Source organism: uncultured Flavonifractor sp., assembly GCF_944383115.1.
GTDB lineage: Bacteria > Bacillota > Clostridia > Oscillospirales > Oscillospiraceae > Flavonifractor.
The window spans coordinates 13,214-38,995 of sequence record NZ_CALWOJ010000007.1; the positions used below are offsets into that span (position 1 = coordinate 13,214).

The following is a 25,782-nucleotide window of genomic DNA, read 5'->3' on the forward strand; positions in this document are numbered from 1 at the left end:
CAGCAGCGGGGCTTGCGCCGCCGCTGCTGCGGAAAAACAAATGGAAATGGAATCAAGCTGCCGGAGAGGCGGTAGGCTCCGCCGCCGGGCTTTCGGTTTCCACGGCGGGGCTGGCCGAGGCGGCGGCTTCCGCCTCCTGCTCTGCCTGCCACTGGAGGGCCATGTCCTTCATGAAGTCGTAGAGCTTTTTGGGGTCCAAATCGTCATAGGCCTGGGTGGTCTCCACCTTGGCCTCCGCCGTCCACTGGTCCAGCAGCTGGTTCATGGCGTAAGCCGAGTAGGCCGAGCGGGTATCCTCGTTGTCGGCGTCCTGCCGCAGGAGGATATGGTAGCCGTAGCTGGTCTCCACCGGCTGGCTGATCTCACCCACGGACAGGGCGGTGCCGGCGGTAACAAACTCGCTCACCAGGGAGGAGGTGCCGTCCACCAGAGCGCCGGAGGACAGGAAGGTGTAGCCCTCGGGCTTGTAGAGTTCGCCGGTGGTCTCATCCCGGCCGTCGTCGCTCTTTTCGTTCATGGCCGTGTCAAAGGCGGCGATGGGGTCGGCGGAACCGGTAATCTCGGCATACAGAGCGTCGGCCTCCGCCTTGGTGGCCGCCTTCTCCTCATCGGTGGGATCGGAACCGTCGTCGTGCTGGGGGAAGGCCAGCAGGATGTGCTTACAGTTATAGATGTCCTCCGCCTCAATCATGGCCTGGATCTGCTCGTCGGTAGGCGTCAGCTCCCCGGCCTCCTCCATGGAGGCCTGGAGGTTCTGGACCTGATAATAGGCGTCGTTGAGGGAGAGGTAGGCATCCCGGCTGATGCACTGCTGATCCAGCCACTCCTGGAGGGTAAGGCCGTAATACTGCTCATAGAAGCTGCCCATCTGCTCCAGCTGGGTCTCGGCTTCGGCCCGCTGCTCCTCGGTGACAAGGGCGCCCGCCGCTTCGGCGTGGCTGGCCACCGTGGCGTACAGCTTACTGATCTCCAGGGCCTGCTCCTTCAGGTAGTCGGCGGTGGGCTGGCCCTCGATCTCCTCCTCCCAGGCGTCGTCGTCGGCCAGGTAGCCGGCGTTCTTGGCGGTGGAGATACTGGTCAGCAGCCAGTAGAGATACTGGTCGGCGGTCACGTCCCTGCCGTCCACGGTAAAGAGTACGGTGTCACGGGGCAGGCCGATGGCCTGATAGGCCACGTCGTCGGCAGCGGGAGTGGCGGTGGGCTGGGCGTCAGAGGTGCCGCACCCAGCCATGGCGCCCAGCAGCAGCGCGCCGCTGAGGCCGGCGCACAGTGTTTTTTTCCAATTCATTGTTTCGTTCCTCCTTACGGTTGCCGGAATCCCGGCGAAACAGAACTAGTTTACACCTTTTTCTTCTCCCCGGCAACCGGGCCGGAGCGGCGTTTACCGAAAGTTCACAAAGGTGACGGGGAGTGGGGAAGGCTATGCCCGCAAAAACCCCTTCCCAAAGATCTCGCTGGAGTTGGCCACAATCATAAAGGCGTGGGGGTCCACCTGCTTCAGGTGGCGGCGCAGGGCCACCGCCTGGCTCCGGGAGAGGACGGTGAGGACCACATGGTGTACGTCGTGGGTGTAGGCGCCCTGGGCGGTCCACACGGTGGCGCCCCGCACCAGGGTGTGGGTCACATAGTCGCAGACGTGTTCCGGGTCGGAGGTGATGACAAAGAAAGCCTTCCGGCGGTTGAGAGACTCGATAGCGCCGTCCACCAGTACCGACTTGAGGGCCAGGCCCAGCAGGGAACACAGGCCGGCCTTGACGTCAAAGACGAAGAGAGCGGCAGCGGCAATGGCCACGTCCGAGATGAGCAGGGCGGTGCCCACGTCCAGGCCGGTGTACTTTTTCAGGATCATGGCGGCAATATCGGTGCCGCCGGAGGAGGCGTCGATATTGAACAGGATGGCGGCCCCCAGGGCGGGCAGGATGACGGCGAAGAAGAGCTCCAGCATCAGCTGGTCGGTGAGAGGAGCGGTGAGCGGCCACACCCAGGAAAATACCTGGATCAGCCCCGCCGACAGCAGGGAACAGTACACCGTACGGAACCCAAAGCTCTTGTCCAGCATCAGAAAGCCCAGGATGAGGAAGAGTACATTGATGATGGTGTTGTAGGAGGAGGCCGACAGCACGGGCAGCACCTTGCCCAGCAGGATGGACAGGCCGGACACACCGCCCATGGAGAAGTTGTTGGGGAATTTGAAGCAGTAGACGCCCACGGAGATCATGACCGTGGCAAGGTTCATCCAGAAAAATTCCTTCCAGAATCGCTTTTTGTCCGATATCATGTCCATCTCTCCTTTTCGTCAGGGGGAGGCCTGTCATCGGGCGGCCTGGACGGCGCTCCACACGTCGTAGCCGCTGCTGGCGGGGATGGTGCCTACCCGCCACAGGGATACTCCGGTGATGCCGAACATCTTGGCCAGCTGGAGCTTGTCCGCCACGCTGCGGGCGTCCTCATACCACACTTTGTATCTCTCGCCCTCCTCATTGGTGTAGATGGCGTAGGGATTGCGGTACTTATCGCTGTAGGTCACCACCGTGTCCGGCTGGGCCAGCCGGGCGGCCAGGGTGGAGGCGCCGGGGTGGTAGATGGTGGTGTCCAGCAGCTTTCCGTCCTCGTCAATATGGAACCCGGCGGTGCCGAAGGAGATGGCCAGGGCGATCTTGCTCACATCCCGGACGCCGGTATCCGGATCGGTGATGTCCCGCAGGGCCTCATACACGCTGGCAATGGGGGTGACGGGGGAGTCGGTGTTGCCGGTGCCCACATAGGACTCCGGGATGGAGGTCCACTGGTAGTCGTGGGCCATGAGGATCACCTTGTCGCACACATCCCCCAGGCCCCGGTAGTCAAAGCCGGTGTACCAGGTGTCGGGCTGGACGCACACATACAGGGTCTTGCTGTCGGGCAGAGCGGCCCGCAGCTCCTGCATAAAGGTGACATAATTTTTCTTTATGGTATCTCCCTTCAGCCCCTCAAAGTCGATGGTCAGGCCGGCGTAGTCTCCGGCGGCGGCCACCAGGGCGTCAATGGCCTGGGCCCGGGCGTTGGAGTTGTTGACCACAGCGGCCACGGTGGAGGTGGTGGAGCCGTCGGCCAGGGTCACCGAGTCGGTGGCAGAGCCAAAGACGCACAGGTTGTAGTCTACCCCGTGGCTGGTAAAGTAGTCGGTGGCGGGGGTGGGGTCGGAGGGTTTCACCCAGTCGTTGCCGTTTGTGCTGGTGGAGTTGAGGGTGGGGCCGTTTTCGCCGTACTCCAGCCGGGCCCAGCCCACGCTGACGGCGTCCATATCGGCGGTCAGGTTGATCTGGGAGTAAGAGGAGAAGGCGTAAAAGCCGTGGAGCCAGTCCACCTTGGAGAGATACCGCTCATACACCCGCACCAGCATGGTGGCGGCCTCCTCCCGGGTGGCGGAGTGGGAGGGCAGGAACTTCAGCTGACCGCCCGGCCCGGCCACGCCGCGGATCATGCCGATGTCATAGGCGATGGCAATGTAGCCCGCGTTGCTCTTTACATCGTCAAAGGGGAGGGACAGCTGAGACAGGTCCTGGGCCAGGGTGTCGTACCCCAGGGCCCGCACCAGCATCACCGCCATCTCCTCCCGGCTGATGTAGTCCAGGGGGCGGAAGGCGCCGTTGGGGTCCATCACGTCGTGGGCCCGGGCGGTCTCCACGGCGGAGTAATACCACTCGCCGGTACCGCAGTCTATGTAGGAGGGGGAGGACGGGGAGATCATGTCCCAGCCGAACATGCGGCACAAAATGGTGACAAATTCCGCCCGGGTGATGTTGACCCTGATGCCGAACCGGCCGTCGGGGTAGCCCTCCATCAGACCGTAATCCCGGGCCTTGTCAATGTCGGCCTGGGCCCAGTGGCCGCCGGTGTCGGAAAAGGCCCGGGCGGCGGGGGAGAGGGGGGCGGCGCAAAGCAGTAAAACGGCGGTAAGAGCCGCCGCGCAGATACGGCGCTTCATAGGGGAAAAGACCTCCTTTGTCATGGGTGAAACAGGAAGTTTGGTCTGGTACCTCCTATTTTATCAAAGGCGGATGCAAAGTACAACGAGAAAAGGGACGGGCGGAGGAGCGGACTTAAGAAAAATACCTCGGCATATCAGACAAAATTGATAAAAAGGCGTGACGGCGAGCGGGTTTTTTGATAGAATATGGTCGGTTGCAGCAGGGGAGAAAATTCGATACAATGAAGATAACTATTTGATTAAGGAGACGGCGGTATGAAATTGCTGGAAGAGCGCATCCGCACCCACGGGAAGATCCGGGAGGGCGGTGTGCTGAAGGTAGACAGTTTCCTCAACCATCAGATGGACGTCAAGCTGTTTCAGGAGATGGGTAAGGAGTTTTTGCGCTTATATCAGGACTGCGGAGTCACGAAGATTTTGACCATCGAAGCATCGGGGATCGGGATCGCATGTGTGGCTGCGCAGTTTTTTGATTGTCCGGTGATTTTTGCGAAAAAGAACAAGACCAAGAACATTGCCGGCGACGTATATACCTCCAAGGTGGAGTCTTTTACCCACGGCAGGGTATATGACATCATTGTGTCCAAGGAATTCCTGCTGCCGCAGGATCGGGTGCTGATCATCGACGACTTTTTGGCCAACGGCTCCGCCCTCCAGGGCCTCATCAAGCTGGTGCGGGACGCCGGGGCTACCCTGGTGGGCGCCGGCATCGCGGTGGAGAAGGCCTTCCAGCCCGGCGGCGACATGATCCGGGGCATGGGCGTGAGGGTGGAATCCCTGGCACGGATCAAGAGTATGAGTGTTGAGAACGGCGTGGAGTTCTGCTGAGCGACCGGCCGTCATAGGTGTGTTCAGACCAGCCTGTGGGGAAGCGGGCTGTTTTGAAGGAAAGTTGGAAGTCATATTGGATCTAAAGGAGGAAAACTGGACATGAACAAGAAAAGATTCCTGGCAATGCTGTTGGCCGGCGCCATGATGCTGGGCCTGGCCGCCTGCGGCGGCGGCAGCACCGAGACCCCCTCCGGCGGCGAGACTGTCTCCGGCAACAGCGAGACCCCCTCCGGCGAGGGCAAGACCGTCAAGGTGGGCCTGATCTGCATCGGCGACGAGAACGACCAGGGCTATACCTACAACTTCATCCGCGGCAAGGAGGCCGTCACCGAGAAGCTGGCCGCCAAGGGCATCACCGTGGACTGGCAGGTCAAGTGGAACATCGGCGAGGACTCCTCCTGTGAGGAGGCCAACATCGAGCTGGCCGAGGCCGGCTGCGACCTGATCATCAACAACTCCTACGGCTTTGAGCCCTTCATGCTGAAGGTGGCTCCCGACTATCCCGAGATCGAGTTCATCGCCTGCACCAACCAGGCTTCCTGGAACGACGGCCTGGACAACACCCACAACGCCTTCGCCAATATCTATGAGGGCCGTTACCTGGCCGGCGTGGTGGCCGGCATGAAGCTCCAGGAGATGATCGACAACGGCGAGATTACCGCCGAAGAGGCCGTCATCGGCTATGTGGGCGCCTACTCCTTTGCCGAAGTGATCTCCGGCTTTACCGCCTACTACCTGGGCGCCAAGAGCGTGTGCCCCAGCGTGACCATGAAGGTCCAGTTCGTGGGTTCCTGGTCCGACGCCTCTGAGGAGGGCAACGCCGCCCAGGCCCTGTGCGACGCCGGCTGCGTCATGATCTCCCAGCACTCCGACAACACCACCCCCGCCACCGCTGCTCAGAACAACGGCGCCTTCCACACCGGCTACAACAACGACATGATCTCCGTGGCCCCCGACGCCTCCCTCATCGGCACCCGCATCGACTGGTCCGTGTACTTTGAGTACGCCATCGAGGCCGTGGCCAACGGCGAGGAGTTTGCCCAGGATTGGTGCCACGGCATGGACGAGGGCGCCGTGGTTATGACTCCCCTGAACGAGGACATCGCCGCCGAGGGTACCGCTGAGAAGCTGGCCGAGGTGGAGGAGCAGATCCGCTCCGGTGAGCTGCAGGTGTTCGACACCTCCACCTTCACCGTGAAGGGCGAGCCCCTCACCACCTGCATGGCCCTGGATACCGACGGCGACTTCGTGGCCGACTCCGAGGAGGCCGTGTTTAACGGTGCTTTCCATGAGTCCGCCTTCCAGTCTGCGCCTTACTTTACCGTGCAGATCGACGGCATCGAGTGGCTCAACTCCGCCTATTGATGACCTGACCCAAAAGAGGGCTGCACACGCAGCCCTCTTTTCTGTCCTTTCCCGGGAAATCCCGTGAAACACCCACCCACGTCTCATCACAGGAAGGATGACAGCCTTGGAAACTGTCCACGCAATTGAACTCAAACACATCACCAAACGCTTCGGCAAGGTGGTGGCCAACGACGGCATTGACCTGGCCATCGACCGGGGGGAGATCCTCTCCCTGCTGGGGGAGAACGGCAGCGGCAAGACCACCCTGATGAACATGCTCTCCGGCATTTATCTGCCCGACGAGGGGGAGATCCTGGCCGACGGCAAGCCGGTGACCATCCGCTCCCCCAAGGACGCCTTTGCCCACGGCATCGGCATGATCCACCAGCACTACAAACTGGTGGAGGTGTTCACCGCCGCCGAGAACATCGCCCTGGGTCTGAAAGGGAAGGATCATGACCGCAAGGCGGTGGCTGCCCAGGTCCAGGCCATCAGCGACAAGTACGGTTTCGGCATCGACCCCAACAAGAAGGTATACGACATGTCGGTGTCCGAGAAGCAGACGGTGGAGATCGTCAAGGTACTCTACCGGGGGGCCGAGATCCTGATTCTGGACGAGCCCACCGCCGTCCTCACCCCCCAGGAGACCGAGCGGCTCTTTGACATCCTCCGGGCCATGAAGGCCGACGGCAAGGCCATCGTCATCATCACCCACAAACTCCATGAGGTGATGGCCCTGTCCGACAAGGTGGCGGTCCTCCGCAAGGGCAAGTACATCGGTACCGTCAACACCTGTGACACCAACCCCCAGAAGCTCACCGAGATGATGGTGGGTCACGCCGTCACCCTGAACATCGACCGGCCCCAGGCCAAGTACAAGGACCTGCGGTTGGAGGTGAAGGGCCTCAACTGCCGCAGCGGGGAGGGGGTCAGCGTCCTGAAGGATATCTCCTTCCAGGCTTTCGGCGGTGAGATCCTGGGCATTGCCGGTATTGCCGGCTCCGGCCAGAAGGAGCTGCTGGAGGCCGTGGCCGGCCTTCAGAAGGCCGAGTCCGGCCACATCTTCTACTATCCGCCCCACCCCAACAGTGACATCGCCGGCCACCATGTGCCGGTGGACAAGGCGGGGGAGGAGCTGGTGGGCAAGACCCCCGGCCAGATCCGCAAGGTGGGCGTCTCTCTGGCCTTTGTGCCTGAGGACCGGCTGGGCATGGGCCTGGTGGGGGGCATGGGCATGGTGGACAACATGATGCTCAAGACCTATAAGGACACCCCCGGCCCTCTGGTGGATCGGAAGGCCCCCAAGGCCCTGGCGGAAAAGCTCATCGACGAGCTGGAGATCGTCACCCCCGGGGTGGCTACCCCCGTCCGGCGGCTGTCCGGCGGCAACGTGCAGAAGGTGCTGGTGGGCCGTGAGATCGCCTCCACCCCCACCGTACTCATGACCGCCTACCCCGTCCGGGGCCTGGATATCAACTCCTCCTACACCATCTACCGGCTGCTCAACGAGCAGAAGATGAAGGGCGTGGCGGTGCTGCTGGTGGGCGAGGACCTGGACGTGCTGCTGGAGCTGTGCGATCGTATTCTGGTGCTGTGCGGCGGCCAGGTGTCCGGCATTGTGGACGGACCGGCCGCCACCAAGGAGCAGGTGGGCCTGCTTATGACCCATGTGGGCGGCGGAAAGGAGGCTGGATCGGATGCATGAATCTCATACTCCCCTGATCCGTCTGGCCAAGCGGGACGGGATGCCCAAGGGCCAGGTGTGGGCTATCCGGGGCGCCTCCTTCCTGGCGGCCATCCTCATCAGCGCCCTCATCTTCCTGCTGATGGGCCACAACCCCTTTGGGGCCTTCGGCACCATGGTGGGCGGCTCTCTGGGCAAGCCCACCGCCATCCGCCAGACCGTGAAGATTGCCGTGCCCCTGCTGGGCACCGCACTGGCCATCGCCCCCTGCTTCAAGATGCGCTTCTGGAACATCGGCGCCGAGGGCCAGATCACCGCGGGCGCCGTGGGCGCCTCCTACTTCGCCCTGTTCTGGGCGGATAAGCTGCCAGGCCCCATGCTGCTGGTGGTCATGGCCGTGGCCGGCGCCATCTGCGGCGGCCTGTGGGCCCTGGTGCCCGCCTTCTTCAAGGCCAAGTGGGGCACCAACGAGACCCTGTTCACCCTGATGATGAACTATATCATGATCGGCGTGGTGAAATGGCTCCAGGGCGGCCCCTGGGAGGGCCGTCCCGGCTCCCAGATCATTCCCCAGTTCGACTCCGCCGCCGTGCTGCCCAAGGTGCTGGGGGTCCACTGCGGCTGGATCATCGTCCTCATCCTGACGGTGGCCATGTTCTTCTACATGAAGTACACCAAGCAGGGCTATGAGATCGCCGTCATCGGCGAGAGTGAGAACACCGCCCGGTACGCCGGTATGAACGTGGGCAGGATCATCATGCGTACCATGTTCCTGTCCGGCGCCATCGCCGGCCTGGTGGGCTTCATCGTGGCCTCCGGCGCGGACAACACCCTGTACTCCGGCGTGGCCGCCGGTGTGGGCTTTACCGCCATCACCGTGGCCTGGCTGGCCCAGCTCAATCCCTTCGCCATGGTGGGCATCTCGGTACTGCTGGCGGTGCTGGACAAGGGCGCCGACACCCTCCAGACCCAGCTGTCCGTGCCCGCCTCTATCTCGGATATCATCACCGGCATCTTCCTGTTCTGTATGCTGGGCTGCGAGTTCTTCATCAACTACCGCCTCATCCTCCGGGGCGGCCATAAGGAGGTGGCCGAATCATGAGTGTCAACAGCAACGCGGTGCTGCTTCTCATTATGGCTGCTGTCCTCAACGGCGTGCCCCTGCTCTACGGCACCCTGGGTGAGATCCTGTCGGAAAAGGCGGGCAACCTGAACCTGGGCGTGGAGGGCATGATGTTCATGGGCGGAGCCATGGGCCTGGGCGCTGCCTTCTACTTCGAGGGGGCCGGCGGCACCAGCGGCGTGCTGGCCGTCATCCTGGCTTTGTTCTTCGCCTTCCTGGGCGGCGCCATCGGAGCCCTCATCTACTCCTTCCTCACCATCACCCTCCGGGCCAACCAGAACGTCACGGGCCTGGCCCTGGCCATCTTCGGCACCGGCGCCGGCCAGTTCATTGGCGAGTACATGCGGGTGACCTCCGGCGGCTATGTGGCGGTGAGCAACAACCTGAAGGCGGTGTTCCTCAACTCCCCCTTCCCGGCGGCCCTGCAGGAGCTGCCGGTGGTGGGACCCCTGCTCTTCGGTCACAGTATCTTCCTCTACCTGGGCATCGTGCTGACGGTGGGGATGCACCTGTTCCTCAATAAGAGCAAGGCGGGATTGTCCCTGCGGGCGGTGGGCGAGTCCCCCGCCACCGCCGACGCCGCCGGCGTCAACGTCACCCGGTACAAATACCTGGCTACCGTCATCGGCGGCGGTATTTCGGCCATCGGCGGCATGGTGTACATTATGACCATCGCCAGCTGTGTGTGGAACCATGAGGCCCTGTCCGGCGAGGGCTGGCTGGCGGTTGCCCTGGTCATCTTCTGCCTGTGGCGGCCCCTCAACGCCATCTGGGGCTCCATCCTCTTCGGCGCGCTGATGATCCTGTACCAGCGGCTCCACCTGGGCTTCATCCCCGACGAGCTGTACAAGATCCTGCCCTATGTGGTCACCGTCATCGTGCTGATCTTTACCTCCCTGCGCAACAGCAAAGACAAGCAGCCGCCCAATTCTTTGGGCCTGCCCTACTTCCGGGAGGAGCGGTAATAAAACCAGTAAGCGGCCCCGGCGCATTTGCGCCGGGGCCGCTCTTCTTTGTGGCATTTATGGCGTATCGTAGGGGCCAATGTCCACATCGGCCCGTCTGCCATGTCATTGCAGCAGGGACTCAAGATAGTCCCAGTCTACCGGGCCATCCACCCGGCAGAGCACCGCAGAGATCTGGTCGCTGTTCACGTCCTGGACGGAGCACAGCTGGTCGGTGAGGTTCAGGAAGAGATATGCGTCCCCTGCGGACACAAAGGCGCTCAGGTGGCTGCCCTCGCTGTCACTGACCGTCTGACCGGTGGCCAGCTTGGTCACCGGCAGAGCGGACAGGTAGTCCAGCAGGGTCCCACTGATCTGGGGGTCCATATCCCGCTGAGAATGGTAGCGGGTTCTCCCATCGATGGATACCGAGGACACCCTGTAGTCCGGCCCGTAGGAGGCCAAAGCCACCTCTCCCAGCGTGCCGTAGCTGCCGCTCACCCCCACCAGGCCGGAGCACAGCACCAGGGTCGCCATCATAAGGGCCAGCAACTTGGTTCCCGAGGTGTGTTCCCCGGGGTTGACCACCCCCCGCAGCCGATGGCGCAGGCTGGAGGCGGAGGCGGACAGGCAGGTGGACAGCCCCCGGTCGTCCCCGGCGGATTCCAGCAGGAGGGAGGCATATTCCCGGCGGGTCTGGTCATCCGCGCCGTATACCACCATCTCGTCGCAGGACAGCTCCAGATCGGCGGAGGCCCTCCGGGCGGCCAGCCACATCAGGGGATTGAACCAGCACAAGGCCTTACACAGGATGTAAAAACATTTGGTGTCCACGTCCCGGCGCTGGACGTGGCGCAGTTCATGGCGGAAGATGAGCCGGTACTGATCCAGTGTATAGGCCCGCTCCGGCAGCACCAGGCACATGGTGGAGTGAGACAGTCCGATGGTCAGGGGGGAGGTAGTGGCGGGGCTGATGAGCAGGGGAATGTGCCGCTTCAGCAAGACCTGGCGCTGTTCCTCCCACCATAGATTGATCACGTCCGGCTCCTCCAGCGGCCTGGCGTCTCTCAGAAGAGCCCGGCGGAACCGGAAGTGGGAGAACATATGCCACAGCACCACCGCCACAAAGCCCGCCGCCCACAGTCCCAGCAGCGATGGGACCACACCGGACGGCACCCGCAGGACCACCAGGGGCGGCAGGTAACTCATCCGCCAGACCGTCAAGTTGTAATAGAGAAAGACGGGCAGCAGCCACAGGGTGGCGCAGGCCCGGGCGGAGATCTTCCGCCGCAGCAGGGGGAGCAGGAGCAGCAGCGCGCCGAAATAAAAGGTGAGCAGCACCATCAGCTGGAGGGAGAACTCCGTCAGTACGGCGGCCCCCACCGCCGGACCGGCAAAGACCAGGGTGATCAGCCACAGCACGGCTACCACGATGGGAAGAGACCAGGGGGTAAGCCAAACCACAGTGCTGCGTGTGCTGCTGTTCCGGCTGGTGCAGCCGGTGAGGGCCACCTGCTGTTCGTAGCTCCACTCCCGATGGAAGGCGTAGGCGATGCCGCCGGCCAGCAGGGCGGCCACAAACAGACGGTAGCCCCAGATAAGTACAAGGTTCACAGCCGCCCCTCCTCCAGCATCCTGCGCAGTTCCTCCAGTTCCTCCCGGCTCACCCCGGCGTCCACCAGGGAGGTGGCCAGGGCGGCCACCGAGCCGCCGAAGAGCTGGTCCAGCACCCCACGGCTGGCCTGGGCCAGATAGGCCTTCCTGGTGACCAGAGGGGTGTAATAGTTGACCTTCCCCCGGCGCTCCAGCTTAAGAAAGCCCTTGTCGCACAGCCGGGTAAGGAAGGTGAGGATGGTGGTGGGGGCCAGGGGATGAGTTTTGCCCAGCGCCTCCTCGATCTCCGACCGGGTCACCGGCGGCTCCTTGTCCCAGATGATCTGCATCAGCTCCAACTCGCTGTCGGGCAGGCGGCGAATGTCCTGCTTCATGGCTTGCACCTCCTTCTTCATCCGTAGAACTTCTTCTTCTGTAGAAGATTATAGCGGAGAAGGGGCGGGATGTCAAGGGCGTCAAAAAGCCGCCGGGCAACGCCCGGCGGCTTTTTTGCAGTCAGATTTTTCTCGGCGTAAAGCGTACCTTCACCCGGCCGCCGCACACCATGCCCAGCTCGGCGGCGGCGTGGGACAGGTCGTACTCCACCACCTCCTCCGATCCGCCGGACTGCCACAGGGCCAGGGCGTGGGTTTTGGCCTCATACTCCACGGCGCCGCCGCCGATGGTACCGGTGCAGCTGCCGTCGGGGCGTACCAGCATCCAGGCGCCCACCCCCCGGGGGGCGGAGCCGTGCTTCTCCACAATGGTACACAGCACTCCCGGCCCCTCCGGCGGCCTGACCGCGCCGGGACCCAGGGCGGCGCGCACCTGCACCAGCTGGGCGGCAATGGACACGGCAATCTCCGCCGGGGTCTGGCCCCCGATGGACAGGCCGATGGGGGAGTGTACCCCGTCCAGAGTTTCCTGGGGAAAACCCTCCTCCCGGAGGGCCTTATACACGGCGGCCACCTTGGTGCGGCTGCCGATCATGCCCACATAGGCGTATTTGCCCCGCAGCACATGGGCCAGGCAGTCCTTGTCAAAGGCGTGGCCCCGGGTGAGGATGGCAAAATAGTCGCTGTCCCGGCTGCCCAGCTGGTTGAGGGCCGCCTCAAAGGGCATGCACAGCACCTGATGAGCCATGGGGAAGCGGTCCTGGTTGGCAAACTCCGGCCGGTCGTCCAGGACGATCACCTCGAATTCCAGCCGGGCGGCGATATGGGCCAGCTCCAGGGACACATGGCCGCCGCCGCACAGGATCAGTCGTTCCACAGGTTCAATCTCCTTCCGAAGTACAAAATGCCCTCCAGCACGCCGCCGGCAATGGCCCGGGACTTGTCCGACACGGTAAAGCAGTGGTGGGACTGGCACCGGGGATCAATGTCCCCGGCCTTCATACCGGCGGTCACCGGGATGCCGGCGGGCAGCATGCCCCGGACGATGCCGGTGAGCTGGGCGGCCACGGGGATGCCGTTGACCCTTGCCACCACGTCCCCTGCCCCCACCTGTTGGCCGATGACGGCCAGCGGTTCAAAGGGCCCGTCGGCGGGAGCGCGGATGATGCGCTCCTTGGTATAGCCCCCCACATCGCCGGGCACGCCGGTGTTGGGAATGGCGGTCCCCTCCAGGATCAGGCGGCCCAGATCGTGGCCCCGCATGGTCTCAATGACGCCGTGGCAGTCCACCCCCGCGGTAAAGCCGGGGCCAAGGGCCAGCACAATGGGGGCGTCGCTGATGCTGGTGCCCAGATTCTTTTTGGCCAGGATGGCGTCTACCACCGCCATAAAGGGCAGCTGGGACAAGATCTCGCCCTGAGGATCGCACAGGACCGGGATCACGCCCTGTTCCAGCAAAGACTTGGCCTGGAGCCTGCCCTCCGCCTGCCGGGCGGTAATGTCCTCCACGGTGGCGGAACCGTCATACATGCACTGGGAGAAGGCCACGGTACGGCGTACCGCCGTGGGCTGGGCCACTTCGGTCATGACCACCTGGAACCCGGCCCGGTACAGCCGGATGGCGGTGCCGGTGGCCAGATCTCCCGCGCCTTTCACTAAAATAAGCATTGTCCACCCCGCTCCTCTTCTCTGTAGTAAGTGACGGCGCTGTGGATGCCCTGCCGGGCCAGCAGCGCCTGTATCTCGTATCCCCAACGCCGCCGGAGAGGATCGTCCGCCTTGTTCAGCAGGCAGCGGAAGGCCATGTTGGGGCCGACGCCCTTCCGTCCCCCCTGGGGACTAGCCAGTACCGCCGCCACGTCGGCGGGGGTCAGGATGAGATCCGGGCCTGTCCCCAGCAGGGCACATACCCGTTCCGGCCGGTGGCAGACAACCTCAATGGCTTGTCCCACGCAGTCCAGGCCCGCCGAGGCGATGACGGCGTGGGCGCCGGGCGGGATCACCGGTTCATGGTCTGCCGGGGCTTTCAGGGGGCGCAGCTTGGCTCCGTCCGCCTCCGCCAGCACCACGTCGGCCAGCGCCAGGCAGGCCCCGGGATCGCCCGCCCCGGTCAGCTTGCCCCGGGCGTCGTAGGCGCCCAGGGTGGCTACCGGATACCGCCCCAGCAGGGCGGCCAGCTCCCCAAGACCGCCTGCCAGGGGCAGGCCGGGATGGGGCAGAATGTGGGTGGTGGTGGTGACCACCGCCTTGCGGCCGCTGTCTGAGGCCTGTTTGGCCATAGCGTACATGGTGGAGGATTTCCCGCCCCCGCCCACCAGCGCCACCAGGCGGTGCGCGTCCATATCCAGATTCAGCCGTTCCCAGATTCCCATGCTCAGCCTCCCAGGGTATGCTCGGCCAGGATCTTGAGGCCGATGCCGATGAGGACCAGGCCGCCCACCAGCTCCGCCCGGCGCTGAAATAGCTTCCCCAGACGCCGGCCCGCCAGGCCGCCCGCCACCGACAGGACAAAGGCCACCACGCCGATAATAACGGCGGAGAGGAACACCGGCACGTTCATAAAGGCCATGGACACCCCTACGGCCAGCGCGTCGATGCTGGTGGCGATGGCCAGCAGGCATAGCCGCCGGGCGGACAGGTCGGAGGGGGCTTCCTCCTCCTCGCCGGCGCCGTGACGCAGAGCGCCCCACGCCATCCGCCCGCCGATGAGGGCCAGCAGGGCGAAGGCCACCCAGTGGTCCACCGCCTCGATGTAGCGGCTGACGCTGCTGCCCAGCGCCCAGCCCATGAGGGGCATGGCAAACTGGAAGAGGGCAAACCATATCCCCATCTTCACGGCCTGCCGGCCACCGAAGCCGGGGATGGAGATGCCGCTGGACACCGATACGGCAAAGGCGTCCAGAGCCAGACTGACGGCAATGAGAACGATCTCGATCAAATCCATCACCTGCGAGAATGTAAGGTTTCCTTAAAAGAGTATAGCATAGGAGTGGGAACTATGCTATAACAAATGATAAGAAGGAGGGGTCTGCGTGGAACACGAGGTTTATATGGCCCAGGCGCTGACGCTGGCACGGCAGGCGATGGCGGAGGGCGAGGTGCCTGTGGGGTGCGTGATTGTAAAGGACGGGGTGGTGGTGGGCAGCGGCCGCAACCGGCGGGAGACCGCCCGCACCGCTCTGGGCCATGCCGAGATCGAGGCCATCCACCAGGCCTGCCGCACCCTGGGAGGCTGGCGGCTGGGGGGCTGCGCTCTCTACGTTACCCTGGAACCCTGCCCCATGTGCGCCGGAGCCATTGTCAACGCCCGCATTCCAGCCCTGTACTATGGGGCCAGGGACGACAAGGCCGGGTGCTGCGGTTCGGTGCTGAACCTGTTTGAGGAGCGGTTCAACCACCATCCCCGCATCTACGGCGGCGTGCTGGAGGAGGAGTGCGGCGCGCTGCTCCAGGAATTTTTCCAGAACCTGCGGTAGCCGGCGCATATTTAATCGAATTGTAACAATCCGCCCTACCTTTTTTAACAACCCGCTGTTAGGATAACACTTGCAAGAGACAAAGCTTCTTTTCATTCTATCCTCCAATCATTCAGGAACGGACAGCGAGCGCAACGCTGTCCGTTTCGCTTTTTTCGTGTTTACAGGATGTTTACACAAAAAGTGGCGGATTTAATGGATTTGTAACACCTTCCGTTTTTTTCGTTAACATCTTTTGGGTAACATAGAATCTGCAAGAGACAGTTTCTTTTCATTTCATTGTATCCTCTTTCCTTCAGCAGGGGCCGGACGCCAGGAGCGGGCGTCCGGCCCCTGCTGTTTTGGCCGCAAAAAGGCCGGGCCGCCGTGAAAACGGCGGCCCGGCCGGAAGATGTAAGCAGGGAAAGAGAGCCTCAGCGTTTGAAGGTCATGGAGATCCCGTCCTCCTCCATGACCACTGCGTTGCCGGTCAGGGTGGCGGAGACGTCGGAGCCGTCCGAGCTGAGGGTCAGCTCGCTGCCCTCGGCAGTCCAGGTGCCCTCCACCGTTTCGCTCTCAAGGCCCCCAGCGTTCATTTCCAGGGTGAAGCTGCCGTCCGCTTTCAACGCCAGGGTACCGCTGACCGTGGTGCCGATCAGGGCGCTCAGATCCGCAACGCTCATTTCATTCATGCCCGGCACTTTTGCCGAAGACAAACTATAGACGCCCACAGGACCGCTGCTGCCGCAGGCGGCCAGGCTAAACATCATTGCAAGGGCCAGGAACAGAGCCAAGGTGCGCTTTTTCATGGCATCCTTCCTTTCTCCTTCGGTTTCAGATCGGTCTGGCAAGATCAAAACCGGGCCGCCGCTTCTGCGGCGGCCCGGTTGACAGGCGATGTAATCGATTTACTGCTTCTCAAAGGTGAGGGACTGGCCGTCCTGCTCCATGACCAGAGTCTTGCCGTTCAGGGTGGCGGAGACGTCGGAGCCTTCGGAGGTGAGGGTCAGGTTGTTGCCGTCGGCAGTCCAGGTGCCGGAGACGCTCTCGCCGGTGCCCAGGGCGCTCATGTCCAGGCTAAAGTTGCCGTCTTCCTTGAGTTCCAGGGTCACGCTGACATCCACGCCGGCCATAGCGGCGATGTCGTCGATGTTCATCTCAATGCCGCCGGCGTTCATCTTGGTCATCTTGTAGGAACCGGCAGGACCGCTGCCGCCGCCGCCGCAGGCAGCCAGGCTGACGATCATCGCAAGAGCCAGAAACAGAGTCAATGCACGCTTCTTCATAACATTCTTCCTTTCTTCTTCAGCCGCAATGCGGCGGAGGTCGAAATAAACGAAATACGTTCATTTCGCAAATAGGATTATAGCATAGAATGGAAAAAGAGGCAACATGAAATAAACCTTAAATCAATCTGGCTCTTGAAAAGAAGTGCAAAGATCAGCCCATTCACAAGTTCAGGTCCGCCGGCGTGTCCACGTCGAAGAGTTCCCGGGGGCTGTCCGCCTCCACCAGCAACAGCCGCTCCCGGTGGCGTTTCACCACAGCTCCGCCGCCGGTGTCCCCGGTAAGGACGGCCAATTCTCCGAAAAGATCGGCTGGGAAGATCACCGGGTTGCCCCGTTGCCCCATCCAGGACAGGGCGCAGATGGCGTTTTCTGATTCCTTAAAGGTATCTTTTAGACGTATAATACTATTTGTGGTCAAAAAAGGCTGGTCGCACACCGAAAACAGCACCCCATCCATGCCCTCCATTCGGGACAGGCCCAGACGAATGGAGGCGGAGATACCCTCCGCCCCGTCCGGGTTGTGGAGCGGGAGGAAGCCCAGTTCCTCCCCGGCGTGCAGCACCTCCTGATAGGGGGAGCAGACCGCCAGTCGGTCCAGACCCGCCCCGGCCAGGGTGGTCATAGCGCGGCGGTAGAGGGGGACGCCCTCTACCAACCTCAACAGTTTATTGGAGCCGAACCGCCGGCCCTGACCGGAGGCCAACAGTACCGCCCCGATCCGTTTCATCGCCAGAACTGGGCGGGGCCACGGGACACATAGCGGCCCAGACCCTCCTGAACCACCTTGCCGTCCTTTACTGCCACCTGGCCGTCCAGCAGCACCGTGTCGGTGCGCCCCGCCATCTCCATGCCCTCGTAGGGGGTGTAGTCCACCCGCTGATATTGGGCCTCGGCGGTAATACGCCAGGTATAATCAGGATCAAAGATTACGATATCGGCGTCGCTGCCCACCGCCAGAGCGCCCTTCTGGGGGAACATGCCGAAGAGCTGGGCGGGGTGCTGGGCCAGAGCCAGCATCATCTGGTGGGGGGTGATGCGGCCGGACTTCACGCCGCAGGTGTACATAATGGGGGGGCGGTGCTCGGTGCCGGGGATGCCGCCGGGGATGGCGGAGAAGTCATCCTTGCCCAGCATCTTGGTGGGGTTGAAGTTGAAGGAGCAGTGGTCGGTACCGATGGTGTCGATCTCTCCGTTCTCCAGGGCCTCCCACAGGGCGTCCACATCGGACTGGGGCCGGGCGGGAGGGGCGCACACATACTTGGCGCTCTCGAAGCCGGGCAGGTGGTACTTGTCCTCGGTGAGGGTGAAGTACTGGGGACAGGACTCCAGGTAGACCTTCTGGCCCCGGTTCCGGGCGGCACGGGCCGCCTCCAGGCCCCGCTGGGTGGACAGGTGGACCACATTGACGGGGTAGCCCGCCTGCTCGGCCAGAGCCAGCCAGCGGTCCACCGCCTCCGCCTCCATGACGGCGGTGTGGGACAGGGGATGGCTGGCGGGGGAGAGCTTGCCGGCGGCCTTCAGCTCGGCGATGGCCCGGTCAATGAGGTCGCCGTTCTCGCAGTGGCAGCCCACCACGCCGCCCTCCTTGCCCACGGCCTTGATGACCTCGTAGGCCACGCCGTCGGAGATGCGGATGTTGGCGTAGGCCAGGTACACCTTGTAGGAGGTGACGCCCTGGGCGGTCATCCGGGGGATCTCCGCGATGATGCGGCTGTCCCAGTCCTTGATGGTCATGTGGAAGCCGTAGTGGCAGCTGGCGTGGCCGTCGGCCCGGGCATGCCACTCGTCCAGGGCGGACTGGAGGGAGGCCCCCCGCTCCGGCTCGGCAAAGTCCAGCACGCAGGTGGTGCCGCCGGCCAGGGCGGCTTTGGTGCCGCTTTCCCAGTTATCGGCGGTCTCCCGGATGGTGCCCTTGTTCATTTCAAAGTGGGTGTGGGTGTCGATAAAGCCGGGGAACACCAGCTTGCCCGCGGCATCGATGACCTGGCTGTCTCCCACCGGCAGGCCGGGGCCGATCTCGGTAATTTTGTCCCCCTCCACCCGCAGGTCGGCCTGAACGGGGCCCTGGGGACAGATCAAAGTGCCGTGTTGAATAAGGATGGACATGAGAGGGACCTCCTTTCCTTTACAGCTGCATGATCAGGATGGGAACAACGATTTTTATAGCGCCTACGATCAGGGTCATAAAGGTGAGCAGGGCCAGGGCGCTGAACCGCTTGCCGAAAGCGTCCTGCCAGCGGTCCAGCATACGGGTGAAATTGGCCATCCGGCGCTGGGGGCCCAGCAGGTCGGCCATGCCCCGGAACAGGGTGTAGGCCAGATAGCCCAGCCACACGGCGATGAGTACGAAGGTGAGGGTACCGTCATGGCGCCAGAACAGCAGAAGATAGAGGGAGAGGATAAAGCTGGCCAGGGTCAGGATAAAGTGGGCCCAGACCCCCATTTTGGCGGCGCGTTCATTCATGGTGATAGATTTCCTTTCTTTGGTTGGTTTCAGGGACGGATGCCCGCCCGGTCAAAGGCGTCCAGAAGGGCGTCCATGTCCGGTTTCACCAGCATGGGTTCCCCGGCAGCCTTGATGCCGTTTTGCACGTCCTTGAGGCCGTTGCCGGTGACAATGCTCACCACCGTGCTGTCGGGGGAGATGAGGCCCAGCTCCAGGGCCTTCTTCACCCCGGCGGTGCCGGCGACCCCGGCGGGTTCCCCAAACACGCCCTGGGTGCGGCCCAGCAGGCGCATGGCGGCCAAAATCTCCTCGTCGGATACGTTGACGGCCACACCGTGGGAGGCCCGGATGGCGCCCAGGGCCTTATCCGGGTTGCGGGGCACCCCCACGGCGATGGAGTCGGCCAGGGTGTTCTCCTCCATGGGCGACCAGGGCTGTCCGGTCTGGATAGCCCGGTTCAGGGGGCAGCAGCCCTCGGCCTGGACGGCGATAAGCCTGGGCAGCCTGTCAATGAGGCCCACCTCGTAGAGGTCCACAAGGCCCTTCCAGGCCCCGGCGATGGTGCAGCCGTCCCCCACGGACAGGGCGATGTAGTCGGGCACCTGCCAGTTCAGCTGCTCCATGATCTCCAGGGTCACCGTCTTTTTGCCCTCGGACAGGTAGGGGTTGATGGCGGCGTTGCGGTTGTACCAGCCCCACTTGTCGATGGCGGCCTTGGACAGCTCGAAGGTGTCCTCATAGGAGCCGTCCACGCTGATGACGGTGGAGCCGAAGATCCGCAGCTGGGCCACCTTGCCCTTGGGGGCCCGGCTGGGTACGAAGATGTAGGTGGACAGCCCCGCCGCCGCGGCGTTGCCCGCCAGGGAGGAGGCGGCGTTGCCGGTGGAGGAGCAGGCGATGGTATCCGCCCCCGCCTCCTTTGCCTTGACCACCGCCAGGGCGGAGGCCCGGTCCTTCAGGGAGGCGGTGGGGTTCTGGCCGTCATCCTTGATGTACAGCTGTTTCAGCCCCAGTTCCGCCCCCAGCCGGCCGGCCTCGTAGAGGGGGGACCAGCCCACCCGCAGGGGCGGGGGAGCGGAGTCCTCCTCGATGGGCAGCAGAGACCGGTACCGCCACATGGAGCGATCCGGGTTTTGGGCCAGCTTTTCCCGGGAAAGATCCCGGCGGAGGGCGGCGTAGTCGTACCGGATATCCAGGATGCCCCCGCAGGAGCAGGTGGTGAGGTTGGGGACGGCGGCGTATTCCCTGCCGCATTTGACGCACTTGGCGCCCAGAACGTATTTCATGAAGCAGCCTCCTTTTACAGGCCCTTCAGCACCCCGGTCTCCTCGTTAAAGGCCCGGATCAGCTCATCCAGCGCGTCGGCCTGGCTGTGGACGTCGGCCCATTCGGAGCCGTACCACAGGTCGTTGAGCTGCTGGGCGGTCTTGCCCTGCTGCTCCACCCAGGTGTAATACTTCAGGTTGTGGACCCGCTTGCGGTCGTAGTAGCCCAGCTCCGCCATGCAGTCGGTCTTCAGGCCCATCAGGTGCAGGGCGAAGTCAAAAGCGGCCGTCTTGGCGTCGTATTCGCCCAGCTGCTCGGTCAGCTCCGCCAGGCGGGAGCGGTACATATCCGCCGAGTCGGTCAGCACGGTACACACCACGTCATGCTCGGTCAGCTCGTAATACTTGGCCAGCTTGATGCAGCACAGCACGTTGGCGATGCCCGAAATGCCCATGAAGGACAGAACCTCCACCACCGCCGGGTCCACGCCCGCCTCGGCCAGCTGGGCCTTGCCCGCCGGTTCGTTGAACAGCCGCAGCAGAGCCATAGCGTCGGCGTCGTCCACGTCGATGACCATATCGGTGTTTTTCACATTGTGGATCCAGGGCACATGCTTGTCGCCGATGCCCTCCACCCGGTGGTCGCCGAAGCCGTTGTTCAGGATGGTGGGGCACTGGACGGCCTCGCCCACCGCCAGCTTCATGGCGGGGTAGACCTCCTTCAGGTAGTCGCCGCAGCCGATGGTGCCGGCGGAGCCGGAGGTGAAGCAGGCGCCCGCCAGCCGGTCGCCTGGCCGCTTGGCGTCCTCAAAGGCCTCGGCCACCGCCGCGCCGGTGACCTTGTAGTGCCACAGATGGTTGCCCATCTCGGCAAACTGGTTAAAAATCATGCAGCTGGGGTCCCGGCTCAGCTCATTGGTCTTGTCGAAGATCTCCTTCACGTTGGACTCGCAGCCGGGGGTCTTGATGACCTCGGCGTCGATGGAGGCCAGCCAGTCAAACCGCTCCTGACTCATGCCGGCGGGGAGAATGGCCACCCCGTGGACTCCCAGCAGCCGGGAGTTGAAGGCGCCGCCCCGGCAGTAGTTGCCGGTGGAGGGCCATACCGCCTTTTGGGCGGCGGCGTCGAACTGGCCGGTGACCAGCCGGGGCGCCAGGCAGCCGAAGGAGGCGCCCACCTTGTGGCAGCCGGTGGGGAACCACTTGCCCACCAGGCACAGGATGCGGGCGGGCACGCCGGTGAGGGCGGGAGGCAGCTCGATATAGTTGGGGGCGGAGCGGTACAACCCGCCGCTGGCAACCGGCTGGTTCTTCCAGGTAATGCGGAAGAGGTTGGCCGGGTCCACGTCCCACAGGCCCACATGGGTCAGCCGGTCCTGGATGGGCTGAGGCACCGTCTCAGGATGGATCATATTCTCAAAAGTGGGGATCACCACGCCGTTTTCCCGGGCAATGCGGATGTTATGCTCCAGGGTCTGGCGATGAACGGTCAGGTCAATCATGTACACGCCTCCTTACAGAGATACTTACCAACATGATAGCACATGACGCTGAGAAATCAAGGAAAAGTATCCCGCAGAAAAGGGAAAAAGTGGGGATATGGTGTCAAAGCAATCAAAAGGACGGGCTGCAAAAACAGCAGCCCGTCCTTGAAGGGGGATGGGGGGATCACTGGTTGCTCATCTGATGCACCTCTGTCTGGGAGAGGAAGGCATGAGGGTAGTCGCTCAGCACCTGCATGGTGTGGACGGCGCTCTTTTGCAGGGTGATGGTGACGGTGTAGGTGGTGGCTGCGGAGGAGGAAGCGGTGCCGCCGGAGACGCCGGTCTGGTCCAGCCGGAAGGTCAGCTCCAGGTCGGTATAGCAGCAGTTATCCATCCGCTCCTGGTCCTCCAGCAGGTAGCGGCGGCCCAGATTGCCCTGGGCCAGGTCGGTCTGCACCGCCTCCAGCAGAGGCTCCAGCAGGTCGGCGGGCAGGTACTCGAAGCCGTAGCTGTCGTCCTCCGGGTTGTACAGGTTCATCAGGCAGGCGTCCACCAGCCGGGCGGTCTCCCCAATGGAGCCGAAATAGATCTCGCTGGTCACCTGGGGCTGGTTGATGAGCTGGGACAGCCGGGCGGCGGGGGTGGAGGGGTCCTCCAGATCCTCCGCCCGGATGGGCAGATCATACCTCCGCTCCAGCACAGTGCCGTCGGTCAGCTCATACCACAGGCGGACGGAGGTGTTGGTCTCCACCTGCAGGTCCAGGCCGTTGGACTGGGTGATCCAGGACTCGGTGCTGATTCCGCTGGCCTGCACCGCCTCCAGTTCATCCTTGCGGTCGGTGATGGCGGAATGAAGGGCGGTAATCTCCCCAATGGTCTGGGGGTCGGTGGCGGTGAAGCTGGGGTAGCTGCCGGTGTCATAGGGCGCGCTGTTCATACCGCTGATCTGCACCGACTTGACCTGAGCGGCGTCGGGCACCTTCCGCTCAAAGCCCAGCAGGTCCAGCTCCAGGGTGGCCATGGCGGCCACCAGACACACCAGAAAGATCACGCAGCCCTTCCAGCTGGTTTTGAATACCCACAGCCGCTTTTTCAGCAGCATTTCCGCGATGAAGCAGCCCACGGCGCCCCACAGCAGCATCCAGCCCAGCAGGGTCCAGGCCCCCTGGGGCAGCAGGGTGTAGAAGATGGAGTAGAAGAAGGCCCCCAGGGTAATGGCGCAGCACAGGGCCATGCCGTAGCGGAACACCGGGCGCACCCAGCCCACGGTGATCACGTCGCCCGCCCGCTCCAGCTGGCGGCGGTTATAGACCGCCAGGGCGATCCCCGCCAGCACCAGGCCGATGAGGGCGTAGAGGACCACCAGACCCAGGCCGCAGTAGCGGGGGGTGCTGCTCATGTAGTCCAGGCCGGTGGCTCGAAGCAGCTTGAGAGCGGGGGTAAACCACATGGCCCACTTCTCGGCCCACTCCGCGCCGTTAAAGCCGAAGAGAAATTCCCGTGCAATGTTCTCTAACAGATAGGTGATAACGGCGGCCAGGAAGTTGAGGATCAGATAGAAGGCGGGCAGGGCCAGGATGTGGCCGGTAAACATGGCGCAGAACACGGCGAAGGAGTAGAAGAACAGGCACAGAAGGCAGGTGACCACCAGCCAGGTGAACAGGGAACTGAACACCACCGAGCCGTTGAGGGCCTCCGCCACCAGGGCCAGCAGAAAGACCCCGAAGTTGGGCACCCACAGAAAGGCCAGTCCGGACAGATAGTTGGTGAGGAACAGGCCCTCCCGCCGCATGGGCAGGGCGTGGAGCATCCCCACCGAGCGGACGGAGTAGAGGTAGGAGAACACCGCCATGGCGCACAGGATACCAAAGAGGAAGGCCAGCACCAGGGCCATGTTCCGGCTGCCGTCCAGCAGGGTCAGGGGGAATTCCCAGGCGTTCCCCTTGTTCCAGACGTCCCGGCGCAGCAGCACTCCCGCCGGCAGCAGCACCACCCAGATCAGGGCGTACAATCCCCAAATGGGCCAGAACCGGGCCAGATTCTTTCCAAACAGGGTAGGATTAAAGTACGATTTCCCGGATCCCATAGTCCTCACCTCCCAACTCGTAAATAAAGATCTCCTCCAAGGTCAGAGGCAGGGCATCCATCAGGATGGGGGCATAGGCGGCCAGCCGGTTGGTAACGTCGGTGGCGTTGCCGCGGACAATGAGGGTGTGGATGCGGCCCACCTGAGAGACGTGAAGAACCTCCAGATCCTCCGGCATCTGGGGCATCTCCCGCTCCTGAAACACGATCTGCATTTTCACCACGTTCTCCTGCAGGTCGGACAGGGAACGCTCAATGAGTACCTTGCCGTGGGACAGGATACCCACATGGTCGCACACATCCTCCAGCTCCCGCAGGTTGTGGGAGGACACCAGCACCGTGGTGCCCTGCTCGGCCACGTCCCCCATGAGCAGGGACCACACTTGCCGGCGCATCACCGGGTCCAGGCCGTCCACCGGTTCGTCCAGTACCAACACCTCCGGCCGGCAGCACAGGGCCAGCCAGAAGGCGGACTGCTTCTGCATGCCCTTGGACAGGCGGCGGATGGGCTGGCGCTCGTCCACATTGGTAAACACGTCCTTGAGGGCCTTGTATCGAGCCATGTCGAACCGTGGGTAAAAACCCTTGTAAAAACGCATCATGTCCCGGGTGGAGGCGGACAGGAAATAGTACAGCTCGTCAGGGATGTCGGCAATGCGGGCCTTGGCGGCGGGGTTTTCGTAGATGGGGTTGCCGTCCAGCAGCACCGAGCCGGAGTCCTGCCGGTACACTCCGGTGACATGGCGCAGCAGGGTGGACTTGCCCGCCCCGTTGGGGCCCACCAGGCCGTAGATGGAACCCTGGGGTACCGTCATGGTCAGCCCGTCCAGGGCGCGAAAGCCGTCGAAGGTCTTGATCACATTTTTGGCTTCGATCATGGGTTGCCCTCCTCTCTGGCAGCCTGACGGGCGGCGGCCTCGTCCAGGCGGCGGGCCAGTTCCCCCGCCGTCATGCCCAGAAAGAGCAGTTCTGCCGCGGAGGAATCAAAGTCCCTGAGCAGCAGCTCCCGCCGGGCGGACTTCACGTCGGCCTGGGGGGCGGCAAAGGAACCCTTGCCCGCCACCGTATACAGATAACCCTCCTGCTCCAGGGACTCATAGGCCCGCTGGATGGTGTTGGGATTGATGGCCAGCGAAGTGGCCAGCGCCCGTACCGAGGGTAGTTTGTCCCCCTCCTGGAGGGCCCCCGTGACCACCAGGTGCCGCAGCCCATCCTTTACCTGTTCGTAGATGGGCCGGGCGTCCCGGTAATTCAGTTGGATCATCCTGGCATCTCCTTTCCGGGAAGTGTATCACTTGCATTAGTACAGTCAGTATACCTATCTCTGAAAAGAAAATCTTTAAAAAAGTCTGACGATTTTCCGGCCCTTTGGTAAAAAGATGGCCTTTTGTTTAAAATTGTTTAAATTCACCAAAGTAAAGTGGTAGGAAAAGCAAAAAATAGGCAAAAAACTGTAAGATTATGAAATAATTTTACTGATAATGGATGATCGGCGAAACTTTAAGCGTGTGACGGAGTAAAAATAAAAATTTTTTAAATGCAAGTTGTCCCTGCAAAAATATCGAGAAATAAAAAATGTTGCCTAAAGAAACTTTTTTGTGCGCAAAGAGAGGACAATCAAAATAAATTTGTGCGCTGCAAGAGGAATAACGAGGTTAATGATAAAAATGCGACTCAATAAAATTACGCATGAATAAAATAATGCAAAACAATGCAGAACTGGATGTAAAAACACAGCAAATACAAATACATACATGTAAAATTTTATGAGAATGGACGTATATTTGGCGATGTTGCCCTTGAAATTTAGTAAGGTGAATGATAAAATAGTGAAACAACGGGTACAAATACAACAAGTTGCCCAAAAACAC

25 protein-coding genes are annotated in these 25,782 nt (G+C 62.6%); 6 read left to right on the forward strand and 19 right to left on the reverse strand.

What is annotated here, in order from left to right:
• Positions 1-52 precede the first annotated feature (52 nt).
• The 3 genes from Q0K43_RS01735 to Q0K43_RS01745 form a co-directional block, all read right to left on the reverse strand.
• The gene (locus Q0K43_RS01735) at positions 53-1,288 is read right to left on the reverse strand and encodes a peptidylprolyl isomerase (RefSeq protein WP_297288843.1); all 1,236 of its coding nucleotides are present in this window, start codon (positions 1,286-1,288) and stop codon (positions 53-55) included.
• A 132-nt stretch (positions 1,289-1,420) separates the two neighbouring features.
• The gene (locus Q0K43_RS01740) at positions 1,421-2,278 is read right to left on the reverse strand and encodes a YitT family protein (protein ID WP_297288844.1); all 858 of its coding nucleotides are present in this window, start codon (positions 2,276-2,278) and stop codon (positions 1,421-1,423) included.
• Between the two features lie 33 nt (positions 2,279-2,311).
• Positions 2,312-3,967: an S-layer homology domain-containing protein gene (locus tag Q0K43_RS01745; RefSeq protein ID WP_297288845.1), complete on the reverse strand. Its 1,656-nt coding sequence runs from the start codon at positions 3,965-3,967 to the stop codon at positions 2,312-2,314.
• A gap of 258 nt (positions 3,968-4,225) precedes the next feature.
• On the opposite strand from Q0K43_RS01745, the gene Q0K43_RS01750 reads away from it, so the two are divergent.
• The 5 genes from Q0K43_RS01750 (at position 4,226) to Q0K43_RS01770 (ending at position 9,920) form a co-directional block, all read left to right on the forward strand.
• The gene (locus tag Q0K43_RS01750) at positions 4,226-4,798 is read left to right on the forward strand and encodes a xanthine phosphoribosyltransferase (RefSeq protein ID WP_297288846.1); all 573 of its coding nucleotides are present in this window, start codon (positions 4,226-4,228) and stop codon (positions 4,796-4,798) included.
• A 102-nt stretch (positions 4,799-4,900) separates the two neighbouring features.
• A complete protein-coding gene (locus Q0K43_RS01755) occupies positions 4,901-6,166 on the forward strand; it encodes a BMP family ABC transporter substrate-binding protein (protein WP_297288847.1) in 1,266 nt (421 codons plus the stop codon).
• 97 nt (positions 6,167-6,263) lie between these two features.
• Entirely contained in the window at positions 6,264-7,853 is a 1,590-nt protein-coding gene (locus tag Q0K43_RS01760) for an ABC transporter ATP-binding protein (protein ID WP_366086121.1), read from the forward strand.
• Entirely contained in the window at positions 7,846-8,934 is a 1,089-nt protein-coding gene (locus tag Q0K43_RS01765; protein ID WP_297288849.1) for an ABC transporter permease, read from the forward strand. The genes Q0K43_RS01760 and Q0K43_RS01765 overlap by 8 nt, the downstream gene beginning before the upstream one ends.
• Entirely contained in the window at positions 8,931-9,920 is a 990-nt protein-coding gene (locus Q0K43_RS01770; RefSeq protein ID WP_297288850.1) for an ABC transporter permease, read from the forward strand. Before Q0K43_RS01765 ends, Q0K43_RS01770 begins: the two co-directional genes overlap by 4 nt.
• Positions 9,921-10,025: 105 nt before the next feature.
• On the opposite strand, the gene Q0K43_RS01775 is transcribed toward Q0K43_RS01770, so the two are convergent.
• The 6 genes from Q0K43_RS01775 to Q0K43_RS01800 all read right to left on the reverse strand — a co-directional run bounded on the left by Q0K43_RS01775 (position 10,026) and on the right by Q0K43_RS01800 (position 14,831).
• On the reverse strand, positions 10,026-11,513 hold the full coding sequence (locus Q0K43_RS01775; RefSeq protein ID WP_297288851.1) for a M56 family metallopeptidase: 1,488 nt from the start codon (positions 11,511-11,513) through the stop codon (positions 10,026-10,028).
• Positions 11,510-11,887 carry a BlaI/MecI/CopY family transcriptional regulator gene (locus Q0K43_RS01780; protein ID WP_297288852.1) on the reverse strand — a complete coding sequence of 126 codons (378 nt, stop codon included), beginning with the start codon at positions 11,885-11,887 and terminating at the stop codon, positions 11,510-11,512. The genes Q0K43_RS01775 and Q0K43_RS01780 overlap by 4 nt, the downstream gene beginning before the upstream one ends.
• Positions 11,888-12,008: 121 nt before the next feature.
• A complete protein-coding gene (locus Q0K43_RS01785; protein WP_297288853.1) occupies positions 12,009-12,764 on the reverse strand; it encodes an XdhC family protein in 756 nt (251 codons plus the stop codon).
• The gene (gene yqeB, locus Q0K43_RS01790; protein ID WP_297288854.1) at positions 12,752-13,555 is read right to left on the reverse strand and encodes a selenium-dependent molybdenum cofactor biosynthesis protein YqeB; all 804 of its coding nucleotides are present in this window, start codon (positions 13,553-13,555) and stop codon (positions 12,752-12,754) included. Before yqeB ends, Q0K43_RS01785 begins: the two co-directional genes overlap by 13 nt.
• Positions 13,543-14,259: a selenium cofactor biosynthesis protein YqeC gene (yqeC, locus tag Q0K43_RS01795; RefSeq protein ID WP_297288855.1), complete on the reverse strand. Its 717-nt coding sequence runs from the start codon at positions 14,257-14,259 to the stop codon at positions 13,543-13,545. Before yqeC ends, yqeB begins: the two co-directional genes overlap by 13 nt.
• Positions 14,260-14,261: 2 nt before the next feature.
• Positions 14,262-14,831: a manganese efflux pump MntP gene (locus Q0K43_RS01800; protein WP_297288856.1), complete on the reverse strand. Its 570-nt coding sequence runs from the start codon at positions 14,829-14,831 to the stop codon at positions 14,262-14,264.
• An 88-nt stretch (positions 14,832-14,919) separates the two neighbouring features.
• Between Q0K43_RS01800 and Q0K43_RS01805 the strand changes: the two genes are divergently transcribed.
• Positions 14,920-15,363 (forward strand): nucleoside deaminase, encoded by a 444-nt coding sequence (locus Q0K43_RS01805; RefSeq protein ID WP_297288857.1) that lies wholly within the window; start codon positions 14,920-14,922, stop codon positions 15,361-15,363.
• A gap of 413 nt (positions 15,364-15,776) precedes the next feature.
• On the opposite strand, the gene Q0K43_RS01810 is transcribed toward Q0K43_RS01805, so the two are convergent.
• From Q0K43_RS01810 to Q0K43_RS01855, 10 genes are all read right to left on the reverse strand, one after another.
• Positions 15,777-16,151 carry a hypothetical protein gene (locus Q0K43_RS01810; protein ID WP_297288858.1) on the reverse strand — a complete coding sequence of 125 codons (375 nt, stop codon included), beginning with the start codon at positions 16,149-16,151 and terminating at the stop codon, positions 15,777-15,779.
• A 99-nt stretch (positions 16,152-16,250) separates the two neighbouring features.
• Entirely contained in the window at positions 16,251-16,628 is a 378-nt protein-coding gene (locus Q0K43_RS01815; protein ID WP_297288859.1) for a lipocalin family protein, read from the reverse strand.
• A 163-nt stretch (positions 16,629-16,791) separates the two neighbouring features.
• A complete protein-coding gene (locus Q0K43_RS01820; protein WP_297288860.1) occupies positions 16,792-17,358 on the reverse strand; it encodes a nucleotidyltransferase family protein in 567 nt (188 codons plus the stop codon).
• On the reverse strand, positions 17,355-18,737 hold the full coding sequence (hydA, locus tag Q0K43_RS01825) for a dihydropyrimidinase (RefSeq protein ID WP_297288861.1): 1,383 nt from the start codon (positions 18,735-18,737) through the stop codon (positions 17,355-17,357). Before hydA ends, Q0K43_RS01820 begins: the two co-directional genes overlap by 4 nt.
• Positions 18,738-18,756: 19 nt before the next feature.
• Complete coding sequence (locus Q0K43_RS01830) at positions 18,757-19,095, reverse strand: hypothetical protein (protein ID WP_297288862.1); 339 nt, start codon at positions 19,093-19,095, stop codon at positions 18,757-18,759.
• A gap of 29 nt (positions 19,096-19,124) precedes the next feature.
• Positions 19,125-20,363 (reverse strand): threonine synthase, encoded by a 1,239-nt coding sequence (locus Q0K43_RS01835; RefSeq protein ID WP_297288863.1) that lies wholly within the window; start codon positions 20,361-20,363, stop codon positions 19,125-19,127.
• Between the two features lie 14 nt (positions 20,364-20,377).
• Positions 20,378-21,844 carry a pyridoxal-phosphate dependent enzyme gene (locus tag Q0K43_RS01840; protein WP_297288864.1) on the reverse strand — a complete coding sequence of 489 codons (1,467 nt, stop codon included), beginning with the start codon at positions 21,842-21,844 and terminating at the stop codon, positions 20,378-20,380.
• Positions 21,845-22,010: 166 nt separating this feature from the next.
• A complete protein-coding gene (locus tag Q0K43_RS01845; RefSeq protein ID WP_297288865.1) occupies positions 22,011-23,912 on the reverse strand; it encodes a hypothetical protein in 1,902 nt (633 codons plus the stop codon).
• Positions 23,887-24,789, reverse strand: coding sequence for an ABC transporter ATP-binding protein (locus Q0K43_RS01850; protein WP_297288866.1), 903 nt, complete (start codon positions 24,787-24,789; stop codon positions 23,887-23,889). The genes Q0K43_RS01845 and Q0K43_RS01850 overlap by 26 nt, the downstream gene beginning before the upstream one ends.
• A complete protein-coding gene (locus Q0K43_RS01855) occupies positions 24,786-25,175 on the reverse strand; it encodes a GntR family transcriptional regulator (RefSeq protein WP_297288867.1) in 390 nt (129 codons plus the stop codon). The genes Q0K43_RS01850 and Q0K43_RS01855 overlap by 4 nt, the downstream gene beginning before the upstream one ends.
• Between the last annotated feature and the right edge of the window lie 607 nt (positions 25,176-25,782).

Coding starts and splice junctions, on each gene's coding strand:
- Q0K43_RS01735 (WP_297288843.1), bottom strand. CDS start 1,288: ATGAATTGGAAAAAAACACTGTGCGCCGGCCTCAGCGGCGCGCTGCTG.
- Q0K43_RS01740 (WP_297288844.1), bottom strand. CDS start 2,278: ATGATATCGGACAAAAAGCGATTCTGGAAGGAATTTTTCTGGATGAAC.
- Q0K43_RS01745 (WP_297288845.1), bottom strand. CDS start 3,967: ATGAAGCGCCGTATCTGCGCGGCGGCTCTTACCGCCGTTTTACTGCTT.
- Q0K43_RS01750 (WP_297288846.1), top strand. CDS start 4,226: ATGAAATTGCTGGAAGAGCGCATCCGCACCCACGGGAAGATCCGGGAG.
- Q0K43_RS01755 (WP_297288847.1), top strand. CDS start 4,901: ATGAACAAGAAAAGATTCCTGGCAATGCTGTTGGCCGGCGCCATGATG.
- Q0K43_RS01760 (WP_366086121.1), top strand. CDS start 6,264: ATGACAGCCTTGGAAACTGTCCACGCAATTGAACTCAAACACATCACC.
- Q0K43_RS01765 (WP_297288849.1), top strand. CDS start 7,846: ATGCATGAATCTCATACTCCCCTGATCCGTCTGGCCAAGCGGGACGGG.
- Q0K43_RS01770 (WP_297288850.1), top strand. CDS start 8,931: ATGAGTGTCAACAGCAACGCGGTGCTGCTTCTCATTATGGCTGCTGTC.
- Q0K43_RS01780 (WP_297288852.1), bottom strand. CDS start 11,887: ATGAAGCAGGACATTCGCCGCCTGCCCGACAGCGAGTTGGAGCTGATG.
- yqeB (WP_297288854.1), bottom strand. CDS start 13,555: ATGCTTATTTTAGTGAAAGGCGCGGGAGATCTGGCCACCGGCACCGCC.
- yqeC (WP_297288855.1), bottom strand. CDS start 14,259: ATGGGAATCTGGGAACGGCTGAATCTGGATATGGACGCGCACCGCCTG.
- Q0K43_RS01800 (WP_297288856.1), bottom strand. CDS start 14,831: ATGGATTTGATCGAGATCGTTCTCATTGCCGTCAGTCTGGCTCTGGAC.
- Q0K43_RS01810 (WP_297288858.1), bottom strand. CDS start 16,151: ATGAAAAAGCGCACCTTGGCTCTGTTCCTGGCCCTTGCAATGATGTTT.
- Q0K43_RS01815 (WP_297288859.1), bottom strand. CDS start 16,628: ATGAAGAAGCGTGCATTGACTCTGTTTCTGGCTCTTGCGATGATCGTC.
- Q0K43_RS01820 (WP_297288860.1), bottom strand. CDS start 17,358: ATGAAACGGATCGGGGCGGTACTGTTGGCCTCCGGTCAGGGCCGGCGG.
- hydA (WP_297288861.1), bottom strand. CDS start 18,737: ATGTCCATCCTTATTCAACACGGCACTTTGATCTGTCCCCAGGGCCCC.
- Q0K43_RS01830 (WP_297288862.1), bottom strand. CDS start 19,095: ATGAATGAACGCGCCGCCAAAATGGGGGTCTGGGCCCACTTTATCCTG.
- Q0K43_RS01835 (WP_297288863.1), bottom strand. CDS start 20,363: ATGAAATACGTTCTGGGCGCCAAGTGCGTCAAATGCGGCAGGGAATAC.
- Q0K43_RS01840 (WP_297288864.1), bottom strand. CDS start 21,844: ATGATTGACCTGACCGTTCATCGCCAGACCCTGGAGCATAACATCCGC.
- Q0K43_RS01845 (WP_297288865.1), bottom strand. CDS start 23,912: ATGGGATCCGGGAAATCGTACTTTAATCCTACCCTGTTTGGAAAGAAT.
- Q0K43_RS01850 (WP_297288866.1), bottom strand. CDS start 24,789: ATGATCGAAGCCAAAAATGTGATCAAGACCTTCGACGGCTTTCGCGCC.
- Q0K43_RS01855 (WP_297288867.1), bottom strand. CDS start 25,175: ATGATCCAACTGAATTACCGGGACGCCCGGCCCATCTACGAACAGGTA.